Consider the following 19208-nt stretch of genomic DNA (forward strand, 5'->3'; position numbering starts at 1 on the left):
TGATCAAACTCTTCAATTAAAAATCGTTTGTGATGTCACAAAAGTGAACATCTGCTCAATGAATTCTGTCGTGTATCAAAACAAGTTTGATACGCATTACATATATAAGTATTACTTTTCCGAAGAAAAGTATTCATTTATGTGAACATCATTCATTAAAGCGTTTTTTTTGTTCTTCTCTCGAAAGAGTTGAACTATGTAAAAACAAGTTAATGTGAGTATTCACACAAATTGCATGATAACTAATTGTTAAAGAACACCTTCTAAAGAAGGCAAGTAAGAATCGCATTCGTTCGTTACTTCGGTATTAACCCTGACTTCGTTGCTGTAGCCCCGAAGCAGGATGCGTATCATACGCTTCCGAGTTTTGATGTCAACGTTTTTTTGAATTTATTTGAAAGTTTTTTTCAAACTCCCACGTTTTTCATTTTGAAACGTTAAGTTAGCTTATCTACTTAAATAAGTAGCGAGATAACTTATCAAAACATCCAGTTGATTAAGCTTTTTGGCTGAACCCCTTGGAACTGGAGCGCATTGTAGAGATTTATATGCTGTCGTCAACTCTTTTTTGTAAAAAAAACGTAATATTTGTTTAATTGCTTAGCATTCATACAAACCTTATAAAAGTTGATGTTTTTACAGTCAAACTGACTAATTATTATCTATTAGCCTTAATTTTTAATATTACTTGTCATGTTATACTTATAGCTTATATAAGATAAGACAAATAATAAAATGTTAAATATTGAGCAAACAAATCAAACCAGTTAAAAAAAGCTTATCCTACGTTAAAATTCAGTTATAATGAAAAATCTTCTGGGGTGTTTGTAAGTGACTATGTCCCTGAGCCGATAAGTTTTACCTTAGGATGTTGATTATTAGCTATTGAGCAAGCCCGGCTCGTATCGGGAAGCCTACGGTTAGCATGATACTTCCGCCCTGAACACACGGTGTTCAGGACTACGGTTTACTGCGGCACCTTGGAAGAACCTCACCTAATAAATAAGAATTCATCTTCATCATTTATAGAACCACTGTTTTAATATCTTGCTTCCTATATTAATAACGCGAGTATAATTTACATTGATTTCTTTATTAAACTATATTATTCAAAATTAAGATTTACATAAACTTAAAGCCATTTAGACGTCTAGGCGTAAAAAAACTAGATAGTTTGAACTTATCAAGGTAAACTCTGCACATTATGTATTAATGTTGATAAGCACTTTTATAAACTATTTAATTTAAATAGATTGTGTATATCAATAAAGAAATATTAACATCAAAATTTAGCAGTTGAGGATTTATGTCTACACACTTTTTCACTTCTGAGTCTGTTTCAGAAGGTCATCCAGATAAAATTGCCGATCAAATTTCTGATGCGGTATTAGATGCTATTATTGCTAAAGATAAATTTGCACGTGTAGCTTGTGAAACCATGGTTAAAACTGGTGTTGCAATTATTTCAGGTGAAGTAAGCACAAACGCTTGGGTTGATTTAGAAACACTTACACGTAATGTGATTAGTAATATTGGTTACACATCATCAGATGTTGGTTTCGATGGTGAAACTTGCGGCATTATGAATTTAATTGGTCAACAATCCCCAGAAATTGCTCAAGGGGTTGATCGTTCAAAACCTGAAGATCAAGGTGCTGGAGATCAAGGTTTAATGTTTGGTTACGCAACGAATGAAACTGAAACCTTAATGCCTGCACCTATATACTATTCTCACCGTTTAGTTGAACGACAAGCAGAAGCGCGTAAATCAGGTATTCTTCCTTGGTTACGACCAGATGCCAAATCACAAGTCACATTTATCTACGAAGATAATAAACCTATTGCCATTGATACAGTTGTTCTTTCAACTCAGCATAACCCTGATATCAAACAAGAAGACTTAGTAGATGCTGTAATGGAAAATATTATTAGGCATGTTCTCCCTGCTGAGTTGTTAACAGAAAATACTAAATATCATATCAATCCAACAGGACGTTTTGTTATTGGTGGTCCAGTTGGTGATTGCGGTTTAACGGGTAGAAAAATCATTGTTGATACCTATGGTGGCATGGCGCGTCATGGTGGAGGGGCTTTTTCTGGTAAAGATCCATCAAAAGTAGACCGTAGCGCTGCTTATGCTGGCCGTTATGTAGCCAAAAACATTGTTGCTGCTGGTTTAGCTGATCGTTGTGAGATTCAAGTATCTTATGCAATTGGTGTTGCAGAACCAACCTCTATTTCTATTGATACTTTTGGTACAGGAAAAGTGAGTGAAGAACGTTTAGTTGAACTTGTACGTGAACATTTTGATTTACGCCCTTATGGTATTACTAAAATGCTTGATTTATTACACCCTATGTATCAGCAAACTGCTGCTTATGGTCATTTTGGACGTGAACCCTTTGAAATGACAGTTGGAGATGATACTTTTACTGCATTTAGTTGGGAAAAAACTGATAAAGCTGATGATTTACGAAAATCAGCGGGTATCGCATAATACGTGTGCATATCTTAAACAAACTTCTGCTAGACCAATATTGCACAGTATTGGTCTAGATTTTAAAAGTAATGTTTTAAATCTTCATACCCTTGCTTAATATGTTCAATCAATAGTCTTATTTTATTGGGAAGGTATTTGGTATAAGGATAAACAGCATATACTCCTAACGTTCTTGGTTTATATTCAGGCATTAATTCAACTAAATCCCCAGCTTGGAGATCTTCGTAAACACTACATCGTGGAATATAAGCAATACCATATCCTGCCAATGCCGCTTTACGCAGTGCCTGTGCATTATTAGTAGATAAACTACCAGATATTCTGACGTTATATTGCACTTTTTCATTGGTAAAACGCCAATCATATGCCCCTTGATCTTGGTAAGTATAGGCCAAACAATTATGGCTAGATAATGCATTAGGTGTCAAAGGTTCGCCATTACTTTCTAGGTACTTAGGCGAACAGCACACCACCCAATGCGATGTCAGTAAAGGTTTAGCGATTAAGCTAGAATCTTCAAGTACTCCTGTTCTAATGGCAAGATCGATACCCTCTTTGACCATATCAATAAATTGATTTTCAAGTCGTAGATCAACGCTAATATCTGGATATTTTTGGCAAAATTCAGCAATAATTTCAGCTAACAGTAATTCACCAGAAATAGTCGGCACCGTTAATTTAATATGCCCACTAATGGTTTCACTGTAATGGCTTAATTCAGCCAACGCTTGAGAAACTTGTCCGTTCACTGTTTTTGCATGTTGATATAAATTTGTACCTGCCTCGGTTAAACTCAAGCGCCGAGTTGTTCTATAAAGTAACTGTACACCTAAGTCTGCTTCTAGTTTTGAAATACGCTTACTTAATGCTGGCGTTGACATTTCAGCTAATTCAGCGGCTTTATTAAAAGATTTAGCCTCAACAACTAAAGCAAAAAGTGATAATTCATTTGCAATCAACATACATTACACCGTTTTAAGAAACAATAAATTAATAAGCAACACATATATTAACAATAAAAATAAGGTTAAGTTAACAATAACTGAAAATACTTGGACCAATTTCCGAATGACCGCGTTAAATACTCAACATTTAAGATATTACCCAGAAAAACCAAAGCAAGTTTACTTATATGGTACTTGTTTAGCTGATACGCTTTATCCCGATTCAGGCATTGATGCCATTACCTTGTTAGAGCAACAAGGCATTGAAGTTATTTTTCCTCAAGGGCAAACTTGCTGTGGCCAACCTGCCTATAATTCTGGTTATCAAGATGAAGCTAAAGCGGTTGCATTAGCACAAGTAGCACAGTTTCCTCTTGATATACCTATTGTTATCATTTCAGGCTCTTGTGGCGGCATGATGCGCCATCATTATCCAGAGCTATTAAAAGATGATCCCAGCATACAAGCATTTTGCGATCGAATTTTTGAATTTACTGAATTTCTGATCAAGGTATTAAAGATTAAGCTCACTGACCAAGGTAAGCCAGAAAAAGTGGCATTACACACATCTTGCGCTGCCCGCAGGGAAATGGGCGTACATATTACAGGGAAAAACCTAATAGAGCAGCTTGAGCATGTTGAATTAATTACTCATAAATATGAAAGTGAATGCTGTGGCTTTGGTGGTACTTTTGCCGTGAAACATGGTGATATATCAGCCGCTATGGTTAAAGATAAAACCGCCAATTTACTTGATGCGGATGTGGTTCGTTATATCAGTGCTGACTGGGGCTGTATGACTAATATAGATGGGGCACTTGAATTTCAAAAAAAATCGTTACGTGGTGAACACATTGCCAGCTATTTACTGAAAAGAACCCAAAATAAAGCTTCTCAAAAAGAAGGGACTGAAAAATGACCGTTCAACAACACGTACCTAAGCAAAACAGTCCCAAAGAAAATAAGTACGATCCAAATGAAAGTAAATATGCTAAATCTGCCAGCGAATTTAGAGTCAACGTTAGCCGTGATTTAAGTAATAACGAACTAAGAAGTAACTTCCGTGGTGCAATGGATTACCTCATGGACAAGCGTAAAGTTGCCTTGTCAAACGAAGATGAGCTTGAAACATTGCGCGAACAATGCAAACTGATAAAACAACGCTGTTTATTAAAGCTACCAACATTACTTGAACAATTAGAACAAAACCTTGAGGCAAATGGCATACGAGTACATTGGGCTGAAACTATCACCCAAGCAAACGAAATAATTGCAACATTGATTCAAGACAAAAATGGAAAAACTGTTGTTAAGGGGAAATCAATGGTGTCTGAAGAAACATCATTGAACGACTATTTAGAAGACAGAGATATTGAGTGTCTAGAATCTGACATGGGCGAATACATAGTACAACTTGCCCATGAACATCCTTCACATATTATCATGCCAGCTATTCATCAAAACAAAAAGCAAGTCGCTGATTTATTTGCCGATAAAATTGAAGGCTTTAAACATACTACTGATGTAGATGCCTTAATTGGTGAAGGTAGACGTGTTCTACGTGAAAAGTTTTGTCATGCCGATGTAGGTATTACAGGAGTTAACTTTGCCGTTGCTGAAACAGGTACCTTATGCCTAGTAGAAAATGAAGGTAATGGCAGAATGTGTACAACAGTGCCTGATTTACACATTGCCATTACGGGTATAGAAAAAGTGGTTGAGTTTCTCGATGACGTACCACCACTACTAAGTTTGCTAACGCGCAGCGCAACTGGGCAGATCATTTCAACCTATTTCAATATGATAAGCTCTCCTCGAAAAAATGGCGAGAAAGACGGCCCCAAAGAAGTTCACTTAGTTTTACTTGATAACGGTAGAAGTCAGGCATTTGCTGACGAAGAAATGCGCCAAACTCTACAATGTATACGCTGTGGTGCTTGTATGAACCACTGCCCTGTATATACTCGTATTGGCGGACACGCCTACGGAACGGTTTACCCTGGCCCAATAGGAAAAATAGTTTCGCCACATATGTTAGGGCTTGAAGCAACCAATAGTTTACCCACAGCATCTTCTTTATGTGGTGCTTGTGGTGAAGTGTGCCCCGTGAAAATTCCTATTCCCAAGTTATTATTGCGTTTACGAAGTGAAAGTAACAAACCCGCAAATACTGATGGTCATAAACAAATAATGAAAGGTGAAGGTAGTGGCCGTAAAAAAGTTGAAGCCAGTATTTGGTTTGTGTGGCAGCTGATGCACAAACACGCTTTTATTTATAACTCATCAATGTGGTTTGCTACACGATTACGTAAATTAATGCCAGCTAAAATAGGTGTATGGACCAGTGTTCGCTCTGCGCCAAAACTCGCCCCAAAAACATTACATGAGCGAGTAAAAGCACATCAAGCACAAAATAAGCAATTAAAAAAGCAACAAAGCTAAGAGGAAATTAACGTGTCTACCCAAAATAAAACACCAAGCCAGACAAGTAGAAATAATATTTTAGCTAAGTTGAAAGAGCAAGTAGGCGGCGCTGACTACACAAAGCTGCCAAAAGAATTCGCTTATCAATACCCTGCTTTAAGTAAAGCAGAGCAAAAAAAGCAATTTATAAGTTTACTTGAAGCAAACCACGCTGAAGTTATTATGCTTGAACCACAAGAAATACCAACGATGATCAGAAAAGTATTAACAACACGTGGCATAACCCGCTTGCTTGGTGGTAAAGCCAGCCCTCTTGAAAACTATTTGCTTGAATTAACGAATAACAACTCAGCAGAAAATACTATTTCAATACAATATTATGACTTCAATTTATCTGACCCAGCAAATAAAGACCGCTTATTTAATGAGTCACCTGTCAGTATTACTAGTGCACATTCTGCTATTGCGGCAACTGGCACTATTGTTTTATGGCCAACAACTGAAGAACCAAGAAGCCTTTCATTAGTTCCCCCTGTGCACATAGTAGTGGTTGAGGAAAAAACACTTTATCAAGATTTTGACTCACTGATTAAAGCTCAACAATGGCAAAATAAAATGCCTACCAATATTATTTTAGCCTCGGGTCCATCAAAAACAGCAGATATTCAACAAACTTTAGCGTATGGTGCACATGGACCTAAAGAATTAATTGTTTTATTGGTTCCCTAACAAACTTAAAAACTAATAAGTTGATTTACATTGTAGAAAATAACAAGGTACGATAGTGACAAATGTTTAAAACAATTTTATTAACTGTCTTAGCGCTGTTAGCGTTTGCAGGAAACTCTGTTTTATGTCGACTAGCATTAAATGACAATATAATTGATGCGGCGAGCTTTACCTCAATTAGGCTTTTTTCAGGCGCTATTTTTCTACTCTTATTAATTTCTATTAACGTACATAAAAGCCCACAAAAAATAATCAATATAAAAGCAGGCAGCTGGCTTTCTGCCCTTTTTCTATTTATCTATGCAGGTGCTTTTTCCTATGCCTATATCAGTTTAGATACAGGTACAGGGGCTTTGATTTTATTTGGATCAGTGCAAGTCACCATGATCTTATCTGACATATTCAAAGGTAAAAAACTACTTTTAGCTGAGTGGTTGGGTTTGATCATTGCCTTTATCGGGCTGATTATTTTATTAATGCCCAGTGCAAGCGCTCCTTCATTGACTGGATTTTTATTAATGGCTATTTCAGGCATTGCATGGGGTTTTTATACCCTAGCTGGAAGGGGGTCAAAAACTCCGCTTGTTGATACCACGAATAATTTTTTAAGAACACTACCCTTTATTGGTTTACTCATGTTATTAACTTTGTCAAATATTGAGTTATCTAATCAAGGAATTCTCCTTGCAATTATTTCAGGTACGGTGACATCGGGCTTAGGCTACGCTATATGGTACTCTGCCCTTTCGGGATTAACCGTAAAGCATGCGGCAATAATTCAATTGTCGGTTCCCGTAATAGCGGCCATTGGAGGTGTGATTTTTTCTAACGAAACAATTAATATCGAATTGATAACATCATCATTTTTAGTACTTGGCGGTGTGTTAACTGTTATTATGGGTAAACAAAGCATGGAAAGATTACAGCGGGCATACAAACGGTCAATAAAACGTTTTTAGTGCGCCTAAAAAAACCGACATAAAGTCGGCTTTTTATAGTTAATGTGTCTTGCCCTGAAATGCTTAAACACATAAATACTAAAATGAGCTACTAAAACGGCATTTTCATGCCTGGGGGTAATTGCATACCGCCCGTTAACGCACCCATTTTGTCTTTATTTTGTTCTTCAACACGACGTACTGCGTCATTTACCGCTGCAGCTAGTAAATCTTCAATCATGTCTTTGTCATCTTCCATTAAGCTTTCATCAAGCTCAACTTTACGTACATTATGGCTACCTGTCATGGTTACTTTAACCATACCAGCGCCAGATTCACCCACAACTTCCATATTGGCTAACTCTTCTTGAGCCTTTTGCATTTTAGCCTGCATTTGTTGGGCTTGCTTCATTAAATTGCCCATACCACCTTTCATCATTATATTCCTCCAGTAAGTTAACTTTAAACTACTCTAACCGAGTTGAGATTAAGTAAATTTGTTGCCGATAGTATACCAATATGATGCCGAAGCAACAGTATAAAATGTTATTTAAACCTAAGTCAGTTAAGTAAACTAAACTTTGCTAAGCTTTTAAAGTGCTGAAATACTGTCATCGTCCAAAGTTGCTTGGCATGTTTGTATTAGTCCTTGCACTACTTCATCATTATTTAAAACTTCTTTTGCATAATCATAGCGTTTATCATTAATATGCGATTGAATTTGATAAGGATCTGCAATCGTTTGTTCTACTATATTGATACTAACTTCTATCTCACGTGATAAATATTCACTGATACTTTGCTGCAGTTGCTGTTGCGCAATGTCAGTATATAAATGTTTGGTTGCTTGGTTTAAGCACAAAATTAAATTATCACTGGTAGAGTTTGCGTCAATTGTGGCATGTATTGCCAGTTGCCTTAACCTTGCGGTTAACTCCATTGAGTCAATCATATGCGCCCACTCATCAACCTGATTCGCTTTATGAATAGTGGCAGGATCAATGTTTTCAGCCTGATAAGGTTGTTCAGGTTTAGGTAAAGTGACTACCTCAGGTTCCGTTTGTGTTTCACTACTAGATTCATTGCTAGATTCAGTTACATGTTCAGGACGCGCGATGGCGTCACTTGACTTTTTTCCCTGTTGCGCCAATTGTTTTTTACGACTTCGCAGCATATTCCTTGTTGCAAGTACCTTATTTACGGGGCTATCAAAAGTAGTCTCTTCAATTGGCTTTATTTGCGGTGCATCAATATTTTGTGGTGTTTCTTCCTCAGCAAAAAGTGAATTTTCTTCTACTGCAAAATTGGGCACTTGTTCATAATCATGTTGCTCTGATTGAGTAAACGATTGTTCTTGCCTTTGAAACGGTGTTTGACTCTCAACTTCTGCTTGAAAACTCGCTGCTTGCTGTTCAATATGCGCTGCTTGTTGTGCTAACGCTTGTTCTGTTGGTAACTCATCAGCAATTTCATCAGCATTATCTACCCCTGAACCACCTGACATGCTTAAGTTGATATCTAAATCTACTGTTGCTAGCTCTGCTGGCTCACTTGCTGACACGCGTATTGATTCTGGCAGTGACTCTCGCTGCATTGGTTTAAAAGCAAACAAACGCAATAATGTCATATCAAAAGCGGCTTGTTCGTCAGACGCATAAGGTAAGTCTTTACGGCCATTAACACAAATTTGATAATACAACTGCACATCTTCTGGTGACATCGCCTGACTAAACTTTTTCAGTAATTGAGCATGTTCAGGCAGTAAATCAAAATGTTGATCAACCACTTGTAATATTGCTATTTGATGAAATAATTGGATCAACTCCGCAAATAATCGACTATAGCTAGGCGCATAACTGGCAATTTCTTGTGAAAGGGTCATTAAATTTTCGCCCTCTTGCTTAAGTAATGCGATAACAATTTTATACACCCAATTTTGATCGATGCCACCTAGCATTTGCTGAATATTAGACAAGGTTATATTACCCTGTCCTTGTGCTATTGCTTGGTCGGTTAGGCTTAACGAGTCACGCATACTTCCACGTGCTGCTTTGGCAAGCAGTGTTAATGTGCCACTAGCATGGGTAACCTGCTCACTGGCTAAAATTTCAGTCAGCTTAGTTTCAATTTGGTTTACCGTCAGCGCTTTTAAATGGAACTGTAAACAACGCGACAGTACAGTAACAGGTAATTTTTGAGGATCCGTTGTTGCTAAAATAAACTTAACGTGTTCAGGTGGTTCTTCTAATGTTTTTAATAACGCATTAAAACTATGACGTGAAAGCATGTGCACTTCATCTATCAAATAGACTTTATAACGACCTCGTGTTGGCGCATATTGTACGTTATCAAGAATTTCTTTCGTGTCATCTACTTTGGTTTTTGATGCCGCGTCTATCTCAAGTAGATCAACAAATCTGCCTTGATCAATTTCCAAACAAACATCGCATTGCCCACAAGGTGTCGCGGTAATGCCTGTTTCACAATTTAAACTTTTAGCAAATATGCGGGCAATGGTGGTTTTACCTACGCCGCGTGTTCCCGTAAACAAATAAGCATGATGTAAACGCTGCTGGGTTAACGCATTAACAAGCACAGTTACCACATGCTCTTGCCCCATTAGCTCTTCAAAGCATTTAGGACGCCATTTTCTTGCTAAAACTTGATAACTCATTTATGTGTTTCTCACAATTAATTGTTTCCATGGCTACGTAAATTAAATTGGTATTATTCACCTTCATATTGAACAAGTGAATAAGGAGTTAACCCCATTGTTTCAAGTCGTTTTTCACCCCCTAAATCAGGTAGCGAAATAATAAAACCCGCGTCTTTTACTTCTGCCCCCACACATCGTATTAGCTTAGTTGTCGCTTCTATCGTGCCACCTGTCGCCAACAAGTCATCAATAATTAATACTTTGTCATCTGCAGTTAACGCATCTTGATGTATTTCTAAAATATCTTCGCCATACTCAAGTTGGTAGGCTTGTGAAAAAGTTTTTCTGGGAAGTTTTCCAGGTTTACGAACAGGAATAAAACCAATACCCAATGCTAAAGCTAAAGGTGCACCAAATATAAAGCCACGCGCTTCTGTACCAACAATTTTAGTAAACCCTTGGTTTTTATATTTTTTAGTTAATAAACTAATAGCTAAGGCAAACGCTTCAGCGTTTTCTAATAAGCTAGTGACATCGCGAAATAAAATGCCGTCAATAGGATAATTGGGAATAGTTTTTATGGCAGCTTTTAATTGTGTTAATTGTTGTTCATTCATTACTATGCTTATATTTTTTCAAAAATTAATAGTGACAAAGCATAAAACAATTTTACAAAGATATATACCCATACCCTCACCAAAAAGCATGATTCTGGAGGAATTAAAACACGATGCCTTTATGCCAACTTTGAAGAATCTCTGTTACGTAGTAAGCCACTTACCGACGAGACAAACGCTTCCTCATTCAATGGTTTAGTTAATATATTATTAAATAAGCTAGCTTCTGGTAAGCTTTCAACACTCGCTTTATCTGTTGTGGTCATAAACAATATAGGCGTGTGAGCGCAAACAGGGGTTTGTTTAAGATTTTTGCTTAACGTAACACCATTCATTAATGGCATTAAGTGATCAATAATATAAAGCTCAAAAGCGTTCTTCTGTGCTTTTTCAAAACCATCTAAACCATTAACCGCAGTGCTAACATTATAACCAAGCGGCGTTAACAACTGACTGATATATTCTCTAACACTTCTTTTGTCATCAACAACTAAAATATTCATATACAATCTTGTGCCTGTATTTTTACATCAATAAATAAGCTTTAAATCACTCTTATCGAGGCGTATTCTACGCTAAATATTAATAAGAAAAAAGGGACTAATGTTTTTGCAAAAAAGCTTCAATTAATTTAATGCTTGATGCTGACATAGTATGTTCCACGGCCCTGTTATCCATAAAAGCTAGTACTTGCTTACCTAATTGTTTTCCTAATTCAACCCCCCATTGATCATAAGAGTTTACCTGCCATAACACACCTTGAACAAAAATTTTATGTTCATAAAGCGCTAAAAGAGCACCTAAACACTTAGGCGTTAATAATGGCATTAATAAGGTATTGCTGGGAGTATTTCCTTTCATGGTTTTATGAGGCGCTAACAAGGTATTTTGCTGTGATGAAACACCTTGTTCAGCTAGTTCACATTCTACTTGCACTAAACTTTTTCCTTGCATTAACGCTTCACTTTGCGCAAAACAATTAGCGACTAATACCTTATGATGCTCAACTAACGAATTAGTTCCCTTTAAAGCAACAATAAAATCAGTTGGAATAATCTCATCACTTTGATGCATTAATTGCATAAAAGCATGTTGCCCATTTGTGCCCTCTTGCCCAAAAACAATAGGAGCGGTTTGCCAATAAAGTTTTTCACCGTATTTAGATACCGACTTACCATTACTTTCCATATCGGTTTGTTGTAAATAGCCTGGCAGCGCTCTTAAAGAATGATCATATGGGAGTACAGCTAAATTAGAATAATTAAGGCCATTACGATTCCATATACCAATTAATGCCATAAGCACGGGCATATTTTGAGAAAAATCAGCGGTCTGAAAATGTTTGTCCATTTCATAAGCGCCAGCTTTTAAAGCTGTAAAGTAATCATTACCTATAGCCAAAGCAAGTGGCAACCCCACGGCAGACCATAATGAAAAACGGCCTCCTACCCAATCCCACATAGGAAGAATATGGCTTGCCCGTAAACCAAAGGCTTGCGCTTTTTCAACATGACTACTAATAGCAAAAAAATGAGTTGCTATTGCTTTCTCATTTTTTAGCTTGGCTAGCATCCATTGCTTTATTGTATTAGCATTTAATAAAGTTTCTTGGGTAGTAAATGTTTTAGAAATAATCACCACAAGTGTTGTGGCAGGGTTTAACTTTTCAAGTTTTTCTGTAACCGCTGCACCATCAACATTGGCAAGCATATGCACTGTTAATCCTTCTTTGTGATAATGCTGTAGCGCGCTTAAACCAACTTTAATACCATAATAAGAGCCTCCAATACCAACAGCTAATACATCAGTAAATTTTTCACCTGTAATGCTGGCTAGTTTTCCTGCATGCACATCATCAACAATTTGTGCCATACGCACTTCTGTTTGTTTTACTTGCTCAGCCTCGTTACCTAATATTTGTTTTTTTATCTGTTCGGGTGCCCTTAATACTGTATGTAAAACAGCACGTTGTTCGGTATTGTTTATCTTTTCCCCGTTAAACATAGCAGCTATTTTTTTAGATAAGTTATTCTCATTAGCCCAAGTAATTAACTGGGTTAATTCAGTATTAGTAATATTTTGTTTTGAATAATCAAGATATAAATCAGCAGCGCTTACTGAAAAATCATCAGCTCTATTGGTTGGAATATCAAAAAGTGCACAAATGGAACGTTTTTTAGCCAACACTGCACTTTTTTGAATAGTTTCATTGAAGAGTTCCATACTTTTCTTTTCCTTACCTTATTAACCTGAACTCGGTTTAAGAGACTTTTAACTATTTGAAACTATTGGTAATGTTTTTCAAATCACACTCTAGCTTGATAGTTCTTCTACTTTCATTCGTAAATTAAACAGAGCAAATTTCACGCCAACAGGGAGTTATCGCAAGTAAATTTAACGATGAAGTCAGGAGAAATAGCAGCTAGAGAAACATTTATTAAGCCGAGCTCAAACTTATTAGGAATGGCTCTGTTAATAAATACTTTCTTACGCAGAAGCAACTTTAATAACGAGTTTACTAATGACTGCTTTCACAGCCATTATCATTTCACTTAAATAACTATTTTAACGAAAGTGTTTTTAAATACTCAGAAAATTCATCACCCAATTCACTATGGCGTAATGCATATTCAACATTGGCCTTCATATAACCTAGTTTTGAACCACAATCATGAGATTTACCTGTCATGTGAAAGGCTTCTACCGTTTCTTTTTCCATCAGCATAGCAATAGCATCAGTTAACTGAATTTCATCACCTGCACCTGGTGGTGTTAAACGTAATAAATCCCAAATTTTTTCAGACAATACATAACGACCCACTACCGCTAAATTGGAAGGTGCTTCTTCTACAGGGGGTTTTTCTACAATGGCCGTCATTGGTTGAGACTCCCCAGCAGTCAACTCATAACCTGCACAATCAACCACACCGTAACTACTTACTTTTTCCATTGGTACTGGCTCAACCATAATTTGACTATAGCCACCAACATCATGGTACCTAGCTAACATGGCAGCCAAGTTTTCTGTTTTTAAATCAGCACTTGAATCATCTAAAATAACATCAGGCAATACCACAACAAATGGCTCGTTGCCAATAATAGGACGCGCTTTTAATACCGCATGCCCAAGCCCTTTTGCTTCACCTTGGCGAACATGCAAAATGGTAACATCTTTAGGACAAATGGCCTGAATTTCATCAAGTAACTGACGTTTTACCCGTTTTTCTAACGTGGTTTCAAGCTCAAACGACTTATCAAAATGATTTTCAATGGCATTTTTAGAAGAATGTGTAACCAATACAATTTCTTTAATACCCGCAGCAACACATTCATCAACAATATATTGAATTAACGGTTTATCTACTATGGGTAACATTTCTTTAGGGATTGCTTTAGTGGCAGGTAACATGCGTGTACCTAATCCAGCAACAGGTATTACCGCTTTGGTTATTTTGTTAGTCATTCTAATCCTTAAATCTTTAAAATTGGTTTTTATACCAACCTCACTAACTATGTGATCATTTCTACTTGCTAAAATCACCAACTACACCGTTATTTATTTAATAATTAGAACAACTAGTTATTGAAATAAATGCCTTATTTTTGGCAATTTTTTCTACGTATAAAATAGCTCACTTAATTAATGAAACTAGTATTAATCATGTATGTTCGAAACTTTGAGCGCAAACAAGGTGTTTACTTACAAATTCAAGTTAAATAGTTTACCGTTAAAAAGTTGTTTTGTCGCTTTGATTTTCTCTTTGCTAAGTGCATTTATCATAGCTTAAGCAAGATTATTTATTAATTCAGCTAAGGCGTGCCTAATATTTTCTTCATCGTACTTTTTAGCCATATTTCTAGCATTAGTCTTTAATACTTCTGTTTCGTCTGTGGTCATTTTTGTAAATTTAATTATGGCCGAAGCTAATTCATCAACACCGCCTGGCGTTACAAGAAACCCTGTTTTATTGTTAATAACATATTCAGATACCGCACCAATATTAGAACCAATAACAGGCACGGAAAACGCCATAGCCTCTAGAGGGGTCAACCCTAAACTCTCTTGTAACAATGTAGGAAAAACTAATAGATCAATTTGCTCATACATATCATGGAGTTTATGCTGAGGCACCTCGCCTAAATAGGTTAATTTAACCTGTGGGGTAATATTATTTTTGAGTAATGAAATATCCCCACTGCCTGCAACAAGTAACTCAACATTGTTCAATTTTGACAATGCTGCCGTTAGCACATTAATGCCCTTAGACTCGATTAACCTACCTACATAACCAATTTTTATAACGCCGGTTTGTTGGCTATCATCATTTTTTTTTATTTGGTTATGCGGGATAAAAATACCACCCGAGGGATAAATAAACATTTTTCTATTTAACACAGCAAAATGTTTATGCACAACCGAGTGCAAGAATACAGAAGGAACTATTATTTTATCAGCACAGCTAAATAAGTAATTATTTAATTTAAACTTAAACTTATTGCTATGAATTGAATTCATCACATCAGATCCGTGACAATTAAGTACCAATTTACACCCTAATAGGGTTTTAGCCAAAACACCTAATAAACCAGTATGAGAAACAAAATGACAATAAACAATTTTTGGCCTAAAAATTAATAACTTAAAAATAAAACCTAAATAAAAAAGACAATAAGCAATCAATTTATTCGACACATTGGGTATAACCCATAGCGCAACAGAAAAGTCTATATTCTCTTGTAATTGCTGAGTCATTTTTCTAACAAAAACACCCGCCGCAGGAGATTTTTTATTAGGGTACATATTAGTTACTACAAGCACTTTTTTAGTCATTACATGCTCCTATGTTAAATACTGCTTCCATTTATACCAAATGCTTGACCAATAATAAGGCTTAACACTAGCCTTAACTAATGCTTGGTCAAAATGTTCACCATTAATAATTTTTGCAAAGCCACACGCAAGTGACTGCACATCATGAGTTTTGCATAGCACGCCTGACTTCTCATCCATAACCTGTGAAAACGTTAAATTATCCCAAGCAATAACAGGTTTACCCATGGCCAGCGCTTCTAAAAGTGAATTGCTAACCCCGCTACCGCCTGAAACATTAATAACCGCATCAGCTAACATTATGTAGTCAAGCGGGTTGCTTTTTTCGCCTAAAAAGTAAACGTTAACACCTAAGTTTTTTGCAATATTTTTATAAAAGGCTTCTTGTCCCTTGCCTACAAAAATAAGTAACGATTTATTTTTTGCTTCATCATTTAGTTCAGCATACGCACTTAAAATATAATCAATGCCTTTAATAGGACGTAATGTACCAACATGTAACAACACTTTTTTATTGGAAATTTCCTCTGCTAATGTTGGTGGAATATTTTCAGGTACTTTTACCGTATTCAGTTTTTCATCATCAAAACCATTGGCAATAACGGTACTATCAAGCTGATAAAAACGCTGTAAATAAACTTTAGTATCTTCCCCATTAACAAATACTTTATCGACCCTTTTCAGTAAAAAACCTTCTAAGGTCTTTAAAGCCCAACAAAGAAATTTAGGTTTTTTCAAGTCTATGCCGTCTTGCGCTATTTGCCCCCGTACTGAACAATACACATCGCCTTTTAATAGGCTAAATTTTTTCATAATAAATAAGGGCAATAGCACAGGAACCGTGCCTAACGCTAAACTTAAATCAGCATTTTCTCCGCTTTTTTTAGCCATAAAACTAAACAAGTATTTTATTGCCCATAAGGGCATCAGGCCAAAGCCAGGATAGGTAGATAAATAGATAATATTAACATGCTTAAAATGGGTAATATCAAATGCAGCTTCTTTTTCAGGCTGTACTTCTCCAGTACAATATAGCGTAACATTATAAGTATGTTCTTTTTCATTAATGGTTAAAAAGCTATATAACCAAGTATCTATTCCTCCTGTGTAATAAGGAAAAGGAGATATGTGAAATATATTAATGTTTTTCAAAGAAACCTCGTTTATACGTGCAATTTAAAAAATAGATAGAACCTAGTAAAGTACCTACTTGGGCACTTGTTATACCATGACCTGATAAATTACCAATAATAAAAACAAGCCCTAAAGAAATACTTAAGGTTAAGGAGAATAAACATCTATTTTTTATAAATAATACAATGGAAAATAATAAAAAGAACCAATGCGCAAGTAAAATAACACCGCCTAATCCTTTACCATACAAAGCATGAATATCATAAATATCGTGTTCAAACGAAGCCCTGTAGGTATGAAAATCTAATGTGCCTTGCACTGTGCTCATCAGCCCCTTAGCTAATTCAAGTTGGTAATAGGTTCCTGACCCCAATAAACCTTCAATTAAAGGTCTTTGATTAATATATTTCATGCCCTGCTCTATTAATATTGCTCTGGGGTTATGGCCTTCGGCAACATCGCCAAAGCGTTCTAATTGAAGAGAAAACATGTCTAAATTTTCTAATACAAAACTGATAATAAAAAATAAAATGACAGACAAAAACACACTAATGATGAGCTTTTGAAATAACATACTTTTGTGAAAATAACGATTAGGATATTTTCTAAAAAGAAAAATACTTATATAAATAGTGTCAACAATAGCAGCACCCAGTATGCCTGTTCTAGTACCCAGTAAAACCAAAGCTAAACTGGTAAAAAGAATAGCAAAAAAGTAGTATTTATTAGGTGTTGTAAGAAATAAAAACCAAGAAAAACACAATGATAACACCAACGCTATGCCTATATCGTTACCCGCAAAGAAAAAAGAGCTAATACCGAAAAGATCAGCACTATAATTTTGAAAGCCAATGCCCGTTAAAATGGAAAATAAAAAAAGTATACCTGCGACAAAACCAAAAAGAGATAAACCTTTGCAGATCATCAAACAATAATCTTTATGCTTGAACTGATGATACAAAATAAAAAAAACAGCAAAAGGAAAAAGCACTTTTACAAAAATTTGAATATCTAAAAAAAGTTCTGCAATACGCCCTGTTGAAGCTAAGTTGAACAAACTGCCAACCCACAGCAGTAAAATCAATTTTATGTAATTTGAAAAAAAATTATTGGTTTTAAAAATTAACACCACAAACGTAATCAGAATAACCAAGCGATACACTAAACTTAACTTGATAAAGTCATAATTTGCTAACGTTAATGCACCAAAAATAGCGTCAACAAAAACAGCAAAGTAAACCACATATAAAAGAATGGCTCTATCTTGAGAATAACTAATTTTCATTACACGCTTCAATAAAGGTTAAATAATCATGCTTTTCATTTTCCCAAGCTATTTCAGTATACTTTTGAAAAGCCACTTGCGCTTTGTCTCGTCTAAGTTGTTCATTGCTCAGAGCAAGTTCAATAACACTTTGCAAATCACTATTATCATTAAAATAAAAAACCGAATCTTCGGTAAAATATTCTTGAATAACAGGTAATTTAGGGCAGATAACCGCAACATTGTTCGCAATGTATTCAAGCATTTTAACGGGCAATGCAAAATCATTCGATCGGTTAGGGTAATTCATAATAACGCCTAACGCAGCCCCTTGTAGAATATTGGGTACCTCATGGGGAACAAATTCACCGTGAAACTTAATATAGTTATGGTCCTTAATTAAATGATTTAACTCATTTACATAAGGGCCTTTACCATGAATATGAAAAACAAATGAACACCCATTCGCCGCTAAGTTATTAAGCGGCTCAAGTATTCGTTGAATGCCGTAACGTTCATGTATATTTCCATGAAAAACTATTTTTGGCGCACCTTCAAGTTCATTATTATTTTCTGAAAAATTAGAAGGTGAATTATGTGTGATATGAAATTTCTTTTTACAGCGTGTACTCAAAAGGCGAACAACAGGTTTACTCACTGTCATTAAATGGGTAGCAAAGTTAAAACTCAGTCGCTCTTCTAACAGCAATACTTTTTTTAAAAAACTCTCTTTACCTGAAAAAACAATTTCGCACAATTCAGGCATTAAATCATGCACATCAAGTAAAACGGGTACCCCAAAAATTCTTGGAATTAACGCAGTAAATACAAGCGCATTAGGCATGTTATTAATAATATATAAATCGGGTTTATCTACAATTAACGCTTTGGTTGATTGATAAAAACTAAAAAAGAAAAATAAAAAATATTCAATAAAATAAGACAACTTAGTTTTAGACTTTGACCGCGAAACAGGAGCACGCTTAATAACAACCCCATTAACAACGTCTTCTTTACTCTCTCCTCCCTTATTTAAACAAAAAACTGTCACTGTTTTGCCATTTTTGCTAAGCCATTCACAATGCCTGATCACACGAGTATCGTCTAAATAATACGCGTGTAAAATAACAGAAATATTCATTTTTTATCTACTTATCTTTTTATTAACTAG

General features: G+C 35.8%; 16 protein-coding genes and 1 other RNA gene. 6 read left to right on the forward strand and 11 right to left on the reverse strand.

The annotated features are described in order from the left end of the window. The first annotated feature begins 810 nt into the window (after positions 1 to 810). Together ssrS and metK are read left to right on the forward strand one after the other, a co-directional pair. Positions 811 to 991: non-coding RNA, 6S RNA (ssrS, locus tag ACE1OF_RS13205), on the forward strand. 315 nt (positions 992 to 1306) lie between these two features. Continuing rightward, the gene (gene metK / locus ACE1OF_RS13210; protein ID WP_448895087.1) at positions 1307 to 2497 is read left to right on the forward strand and encodes a methionine adenosyltransferase; all 1191 of its coding nucleotides are present in this window, start codon (positions 1307 to 1309) and stop codon (positions 2495 to 2497) included. Between the two features lie 62 nt (positions 2498 to 2559). Here metK and ACE1OF_RS13215 read toward each other — a convergent pair whose 3' ends face one another. After that, a complete protein-coding gene (locus tag ACE1OF_RS13215) occupies positions 2560 to 3462 on the reverse strand; it encodes a LysR family transcriptional regulator (RefSeq protein ID WP_448895088.1) in 903 nt (300 codons plus the stop codon). Positions 3463 to 3568: 106 nt separating this feature from the next. Here ACE1OF_RS13215 and ACE1OF_RS13220 point away from each other — a divergent pair, with 106 nt between their 5' ends. From ACE1OF_RS13220 to ACE1OF_RS13235, 4 genes are all read left to right on the forward strand, one after another. Next, a complete protein-coding gene (locus ACE1OF_RS13220; protein WP_448895090.1) occupies positions 3569 to 4363 on the forward strand; it encodes a (Fe-S)-binding protein in 795 nt (264 codons plus the stop codon). After that, entirely contained in the window at positions 4360 to 5886 is a 1527-nt protein-coding gene (locus ACE1OF_RS13225; protein ID WP_448895092.1) for a LutB/LldF family L-lactate oxidation iron-sulfur protein, read from the forward strand. The genes ACE1OF_RS13220 and ACE1OF_RS13225 overlap by 4 nt, the downstream gene beginning before the upstream one ends. Before the next feature lie 12 nt (positions 5887 to 5898). Further along, positions 5899 to 6597, forward strand: coding sequence for a LutC/YkgG family protein (locus ACE1OF_RS13230; protein WP_448895094.1), 699 nt, complete (start codon positions 5899 to 5901; stop codon positions 6595 to 6597). Between the two features lie 62 nt (positions 6598 to 6659). Then, positions 6660 to 7556, forward strand: coding sequence for a DMT family transporter (locus ACE1OF_RS13235; protein WP_448895096.1), 897 nt, complete (start codon positions 6660 to 6662; stop codon positions 7554 to 7556). A 91-nt stretch (positions 7557 to 7647) separates the two neighbouring features. Here ACE1OF_RS13235 and ACE1OF_RS13240 read toward each other — a convergent pair whose 3' ends face one another. From ACE1OF_RS13240 to ACE1OF_RS13285, 10 genes are all read right to left on the reverse strand, one after another. Then, positions 7648 to 7977, reverse strand: coding sequence for a YbaB/EbfC family nucleoid-associated protein (locus ACE1OF_RS13240; RefSeq protein ID WP_448895155.1), 330 nt, complete (start codon positions 7975 to 7977; stop codon positions 7648 to 7650). A 150-nt stretch (positions 7978 to 8127) separates the two neighbouring features. Continuing rightward, positions 8128 to 10209, reverse strand: a complete 2082-nt coding sequence (gene dnaX, locus ACE1OF_RS13245; RefSeq protein WP_448895098.1) for a DNA polymerase III subunit gamma/tau — start codon at positions 10207 to 10209, stop codon at positions 8128 to 8130. A gap of 53 nt (positions 10210 to 10262) precedes the next feature. Beyond that, positions 10263 to 10814, reverse strand: a complete 552-nt coding sequence (gene apt / locus ACE1OF_RS13250) for an adenine phosphoribosyltransferase (RefSeq protein WP_448895156.1) — start codon at positions 10812 to 10814, stop codon at positions 10263 to 10265. A gap of 113 nt (positions 10815 to 10927) precedes the next feature. After that, on the reverse strand, positions 10928 to 11311 hold the full coding sequence (locus tag ACE1OF_RS13255; protein ID WP_448895100.1) for a response regulator: 384 nt from the start codon (positions 11309 to 11311) through the stop codon (positions 10928 to 10930). Positions 11312 to 11408: 97 nt separating this feature from the next. Further along, entirely contained in the window at positions 11409 to 13031 is a 1623-nt protein-coding gene (gene pgi, locus ACE1OF_RS13260) for a glucose-6-phosphate isomerase (protein ID WP_448895102.1), read from the reverse strand. Between the two features lie 337 nt (positions 13032 to 13368). Continuing rightward, positions 13369 to 14271 (reverse strand): UTP--glucose-1-phosphate uridylyltransferase GalU, encoded by a 903-nt coding sequence (gene galU, locus ACE1OF_RS13265; RefSeq protein ID WP_448895104.1) that lies wholly within the window; start codon positions 14269 to 14271, stop codon positions 13369 to 13371. Positions 14272 to 14592: 321 nt separating this feature from the next. Continuing rightward, positions 14593 to 15639 (reverse strand): glycosyltransferase family 4 protein, encoded by a 1047-nt coding sequence (locus ACE1OF_RS13270; RefSeq protein ID WP_448895106.1) that lies wholly within the window; start codon positions 15637 to 15639, stop codon positions 14593 to 14595. A 9-nt stretch (positions 15640 to 15648) separates the two neighbouring features. Then, the gene (locus ACE1OF_RS13275; protein ID WP_448895108.1) at positions 15649 to 16791 is read right to left on the reverse strand and encodes a glycosyltransferase; all 1143 of its coding nucleotides are present in this window, start codon (positions 16789 to 16791) and stop codon (positions 15649 to 15651) included. Next, positions 16778 to 18058 (reverse strand): O-antigen ligase family protein, encoded by a 1281-nt coding sequence (locus tag ACE1OF_RS13280; protein ID WP_448895110.1) that lies wholly within the window; start codon positions 18056 to 18058, stop codon positions 16778 to 16780. The genes ACE1OF_RS13275 and ACE1OF_RS13280 overlap by 14 nt, the downstream gene beginning before the upstream one ends. Further along, a complete protein-coding gene (locus ACE1OF_RS13285) occupies positions 18048 to 19178 on the reverse strand; it encodes a glycosyltransferase (RefSeq protein WP_448895112.1) in 1131 nt (376 codons plus the stop codon). Before ACE1OF_RS13285 ends, ACE1OF_RS13280 begins: the two co-directional genes overlap by 11 nt. Positions 19179 to 19208: the final 30 nt, after the last annotated feature.

This window comes from Colwellia sp. E150_009, from assembly GCF_053543955.1.

Coding starts and splice junctions, on each gene's coding strand:
- metK (WP_448895087.1), top strand. CDS start 1,307: ATGTCTACACACTTTTTCACTTCTGAGTCTGTTTCAGAAGGTCATCCA.
- ACE1OF_RS13215 (WP_448895088.1), bottom strand. CDS start 3,462: ATGTTGATTGCAAATGAATTATCACTTTTTGCTTTAGTTGTTGAGGCT.
- ACE1OF_RS13220 (WP_448895090.1), top strand. CDS start 3,569: ATGACCGCGTTAAATACTCAACATTTAAGATATTACCCAGAAAAACCA.
- ACE1OF_RS13225 (WP_448895092.1), top strand. CDS start 4,360: ATGACCGTTCAACAACACGTACCTAAGCAAAACAGTCCCAAAGAAAAT.
- ACE1OF_RS13235 (WP_448895096.1), top strand. CDS start 6,660: ATGTTTAAAACAATTTTATTAACTGTCTTAGCGCTGTTAGCGTTTGCA.
- dnaX (WP_448895098.1), bottom strand. CDS start 10,209: ATGAGTTATCAAGTTTTAGCAAGAAAATGGCGTCCTAAATGCTTTGAA.
- ACE1OF_RS13255 (WP_448895100.1), bottom strand. CDS start 11,311: ATGAATATTTTAGTTGTTGATGACAAAAGAAGTGTTAGAGAATATATC.
- pgi (WP_448895102.1), bottom strand. CDS start 13,031: ATGGAACTCTTCAATGAAACTATTCAAAAAAGTGCAGTGTTGGCTAAA.
- galU (WP_448895104.1), bottom strand. CDS start 14,271: ATGACTAACAAAATAACCAAAGCGGTAATACCTGTTGCTGGATTAGGT.
- ACE1OF_RS13270 (WP_448895106.1), bottom strand. CDS start 15,639: ATGACTAAAAAAGTGCTTGTAGTAACTAATATGTACCCTAATAAAAAA.
- ACE1OF_RS13280 (WP_448895110.1), bottom strand. CDS start 18,058: ATGAAAATTAGTTATTCTCAAGATAGAGCCATTCTTTTATATGTGGTT.
- ACE1OF_RS13285 (WP_448895112.1), bottom strand. CDS start 19,178: ATGAATATTTCTGTTATTTTACACGCGTATTATTTAGACGATACTCGT.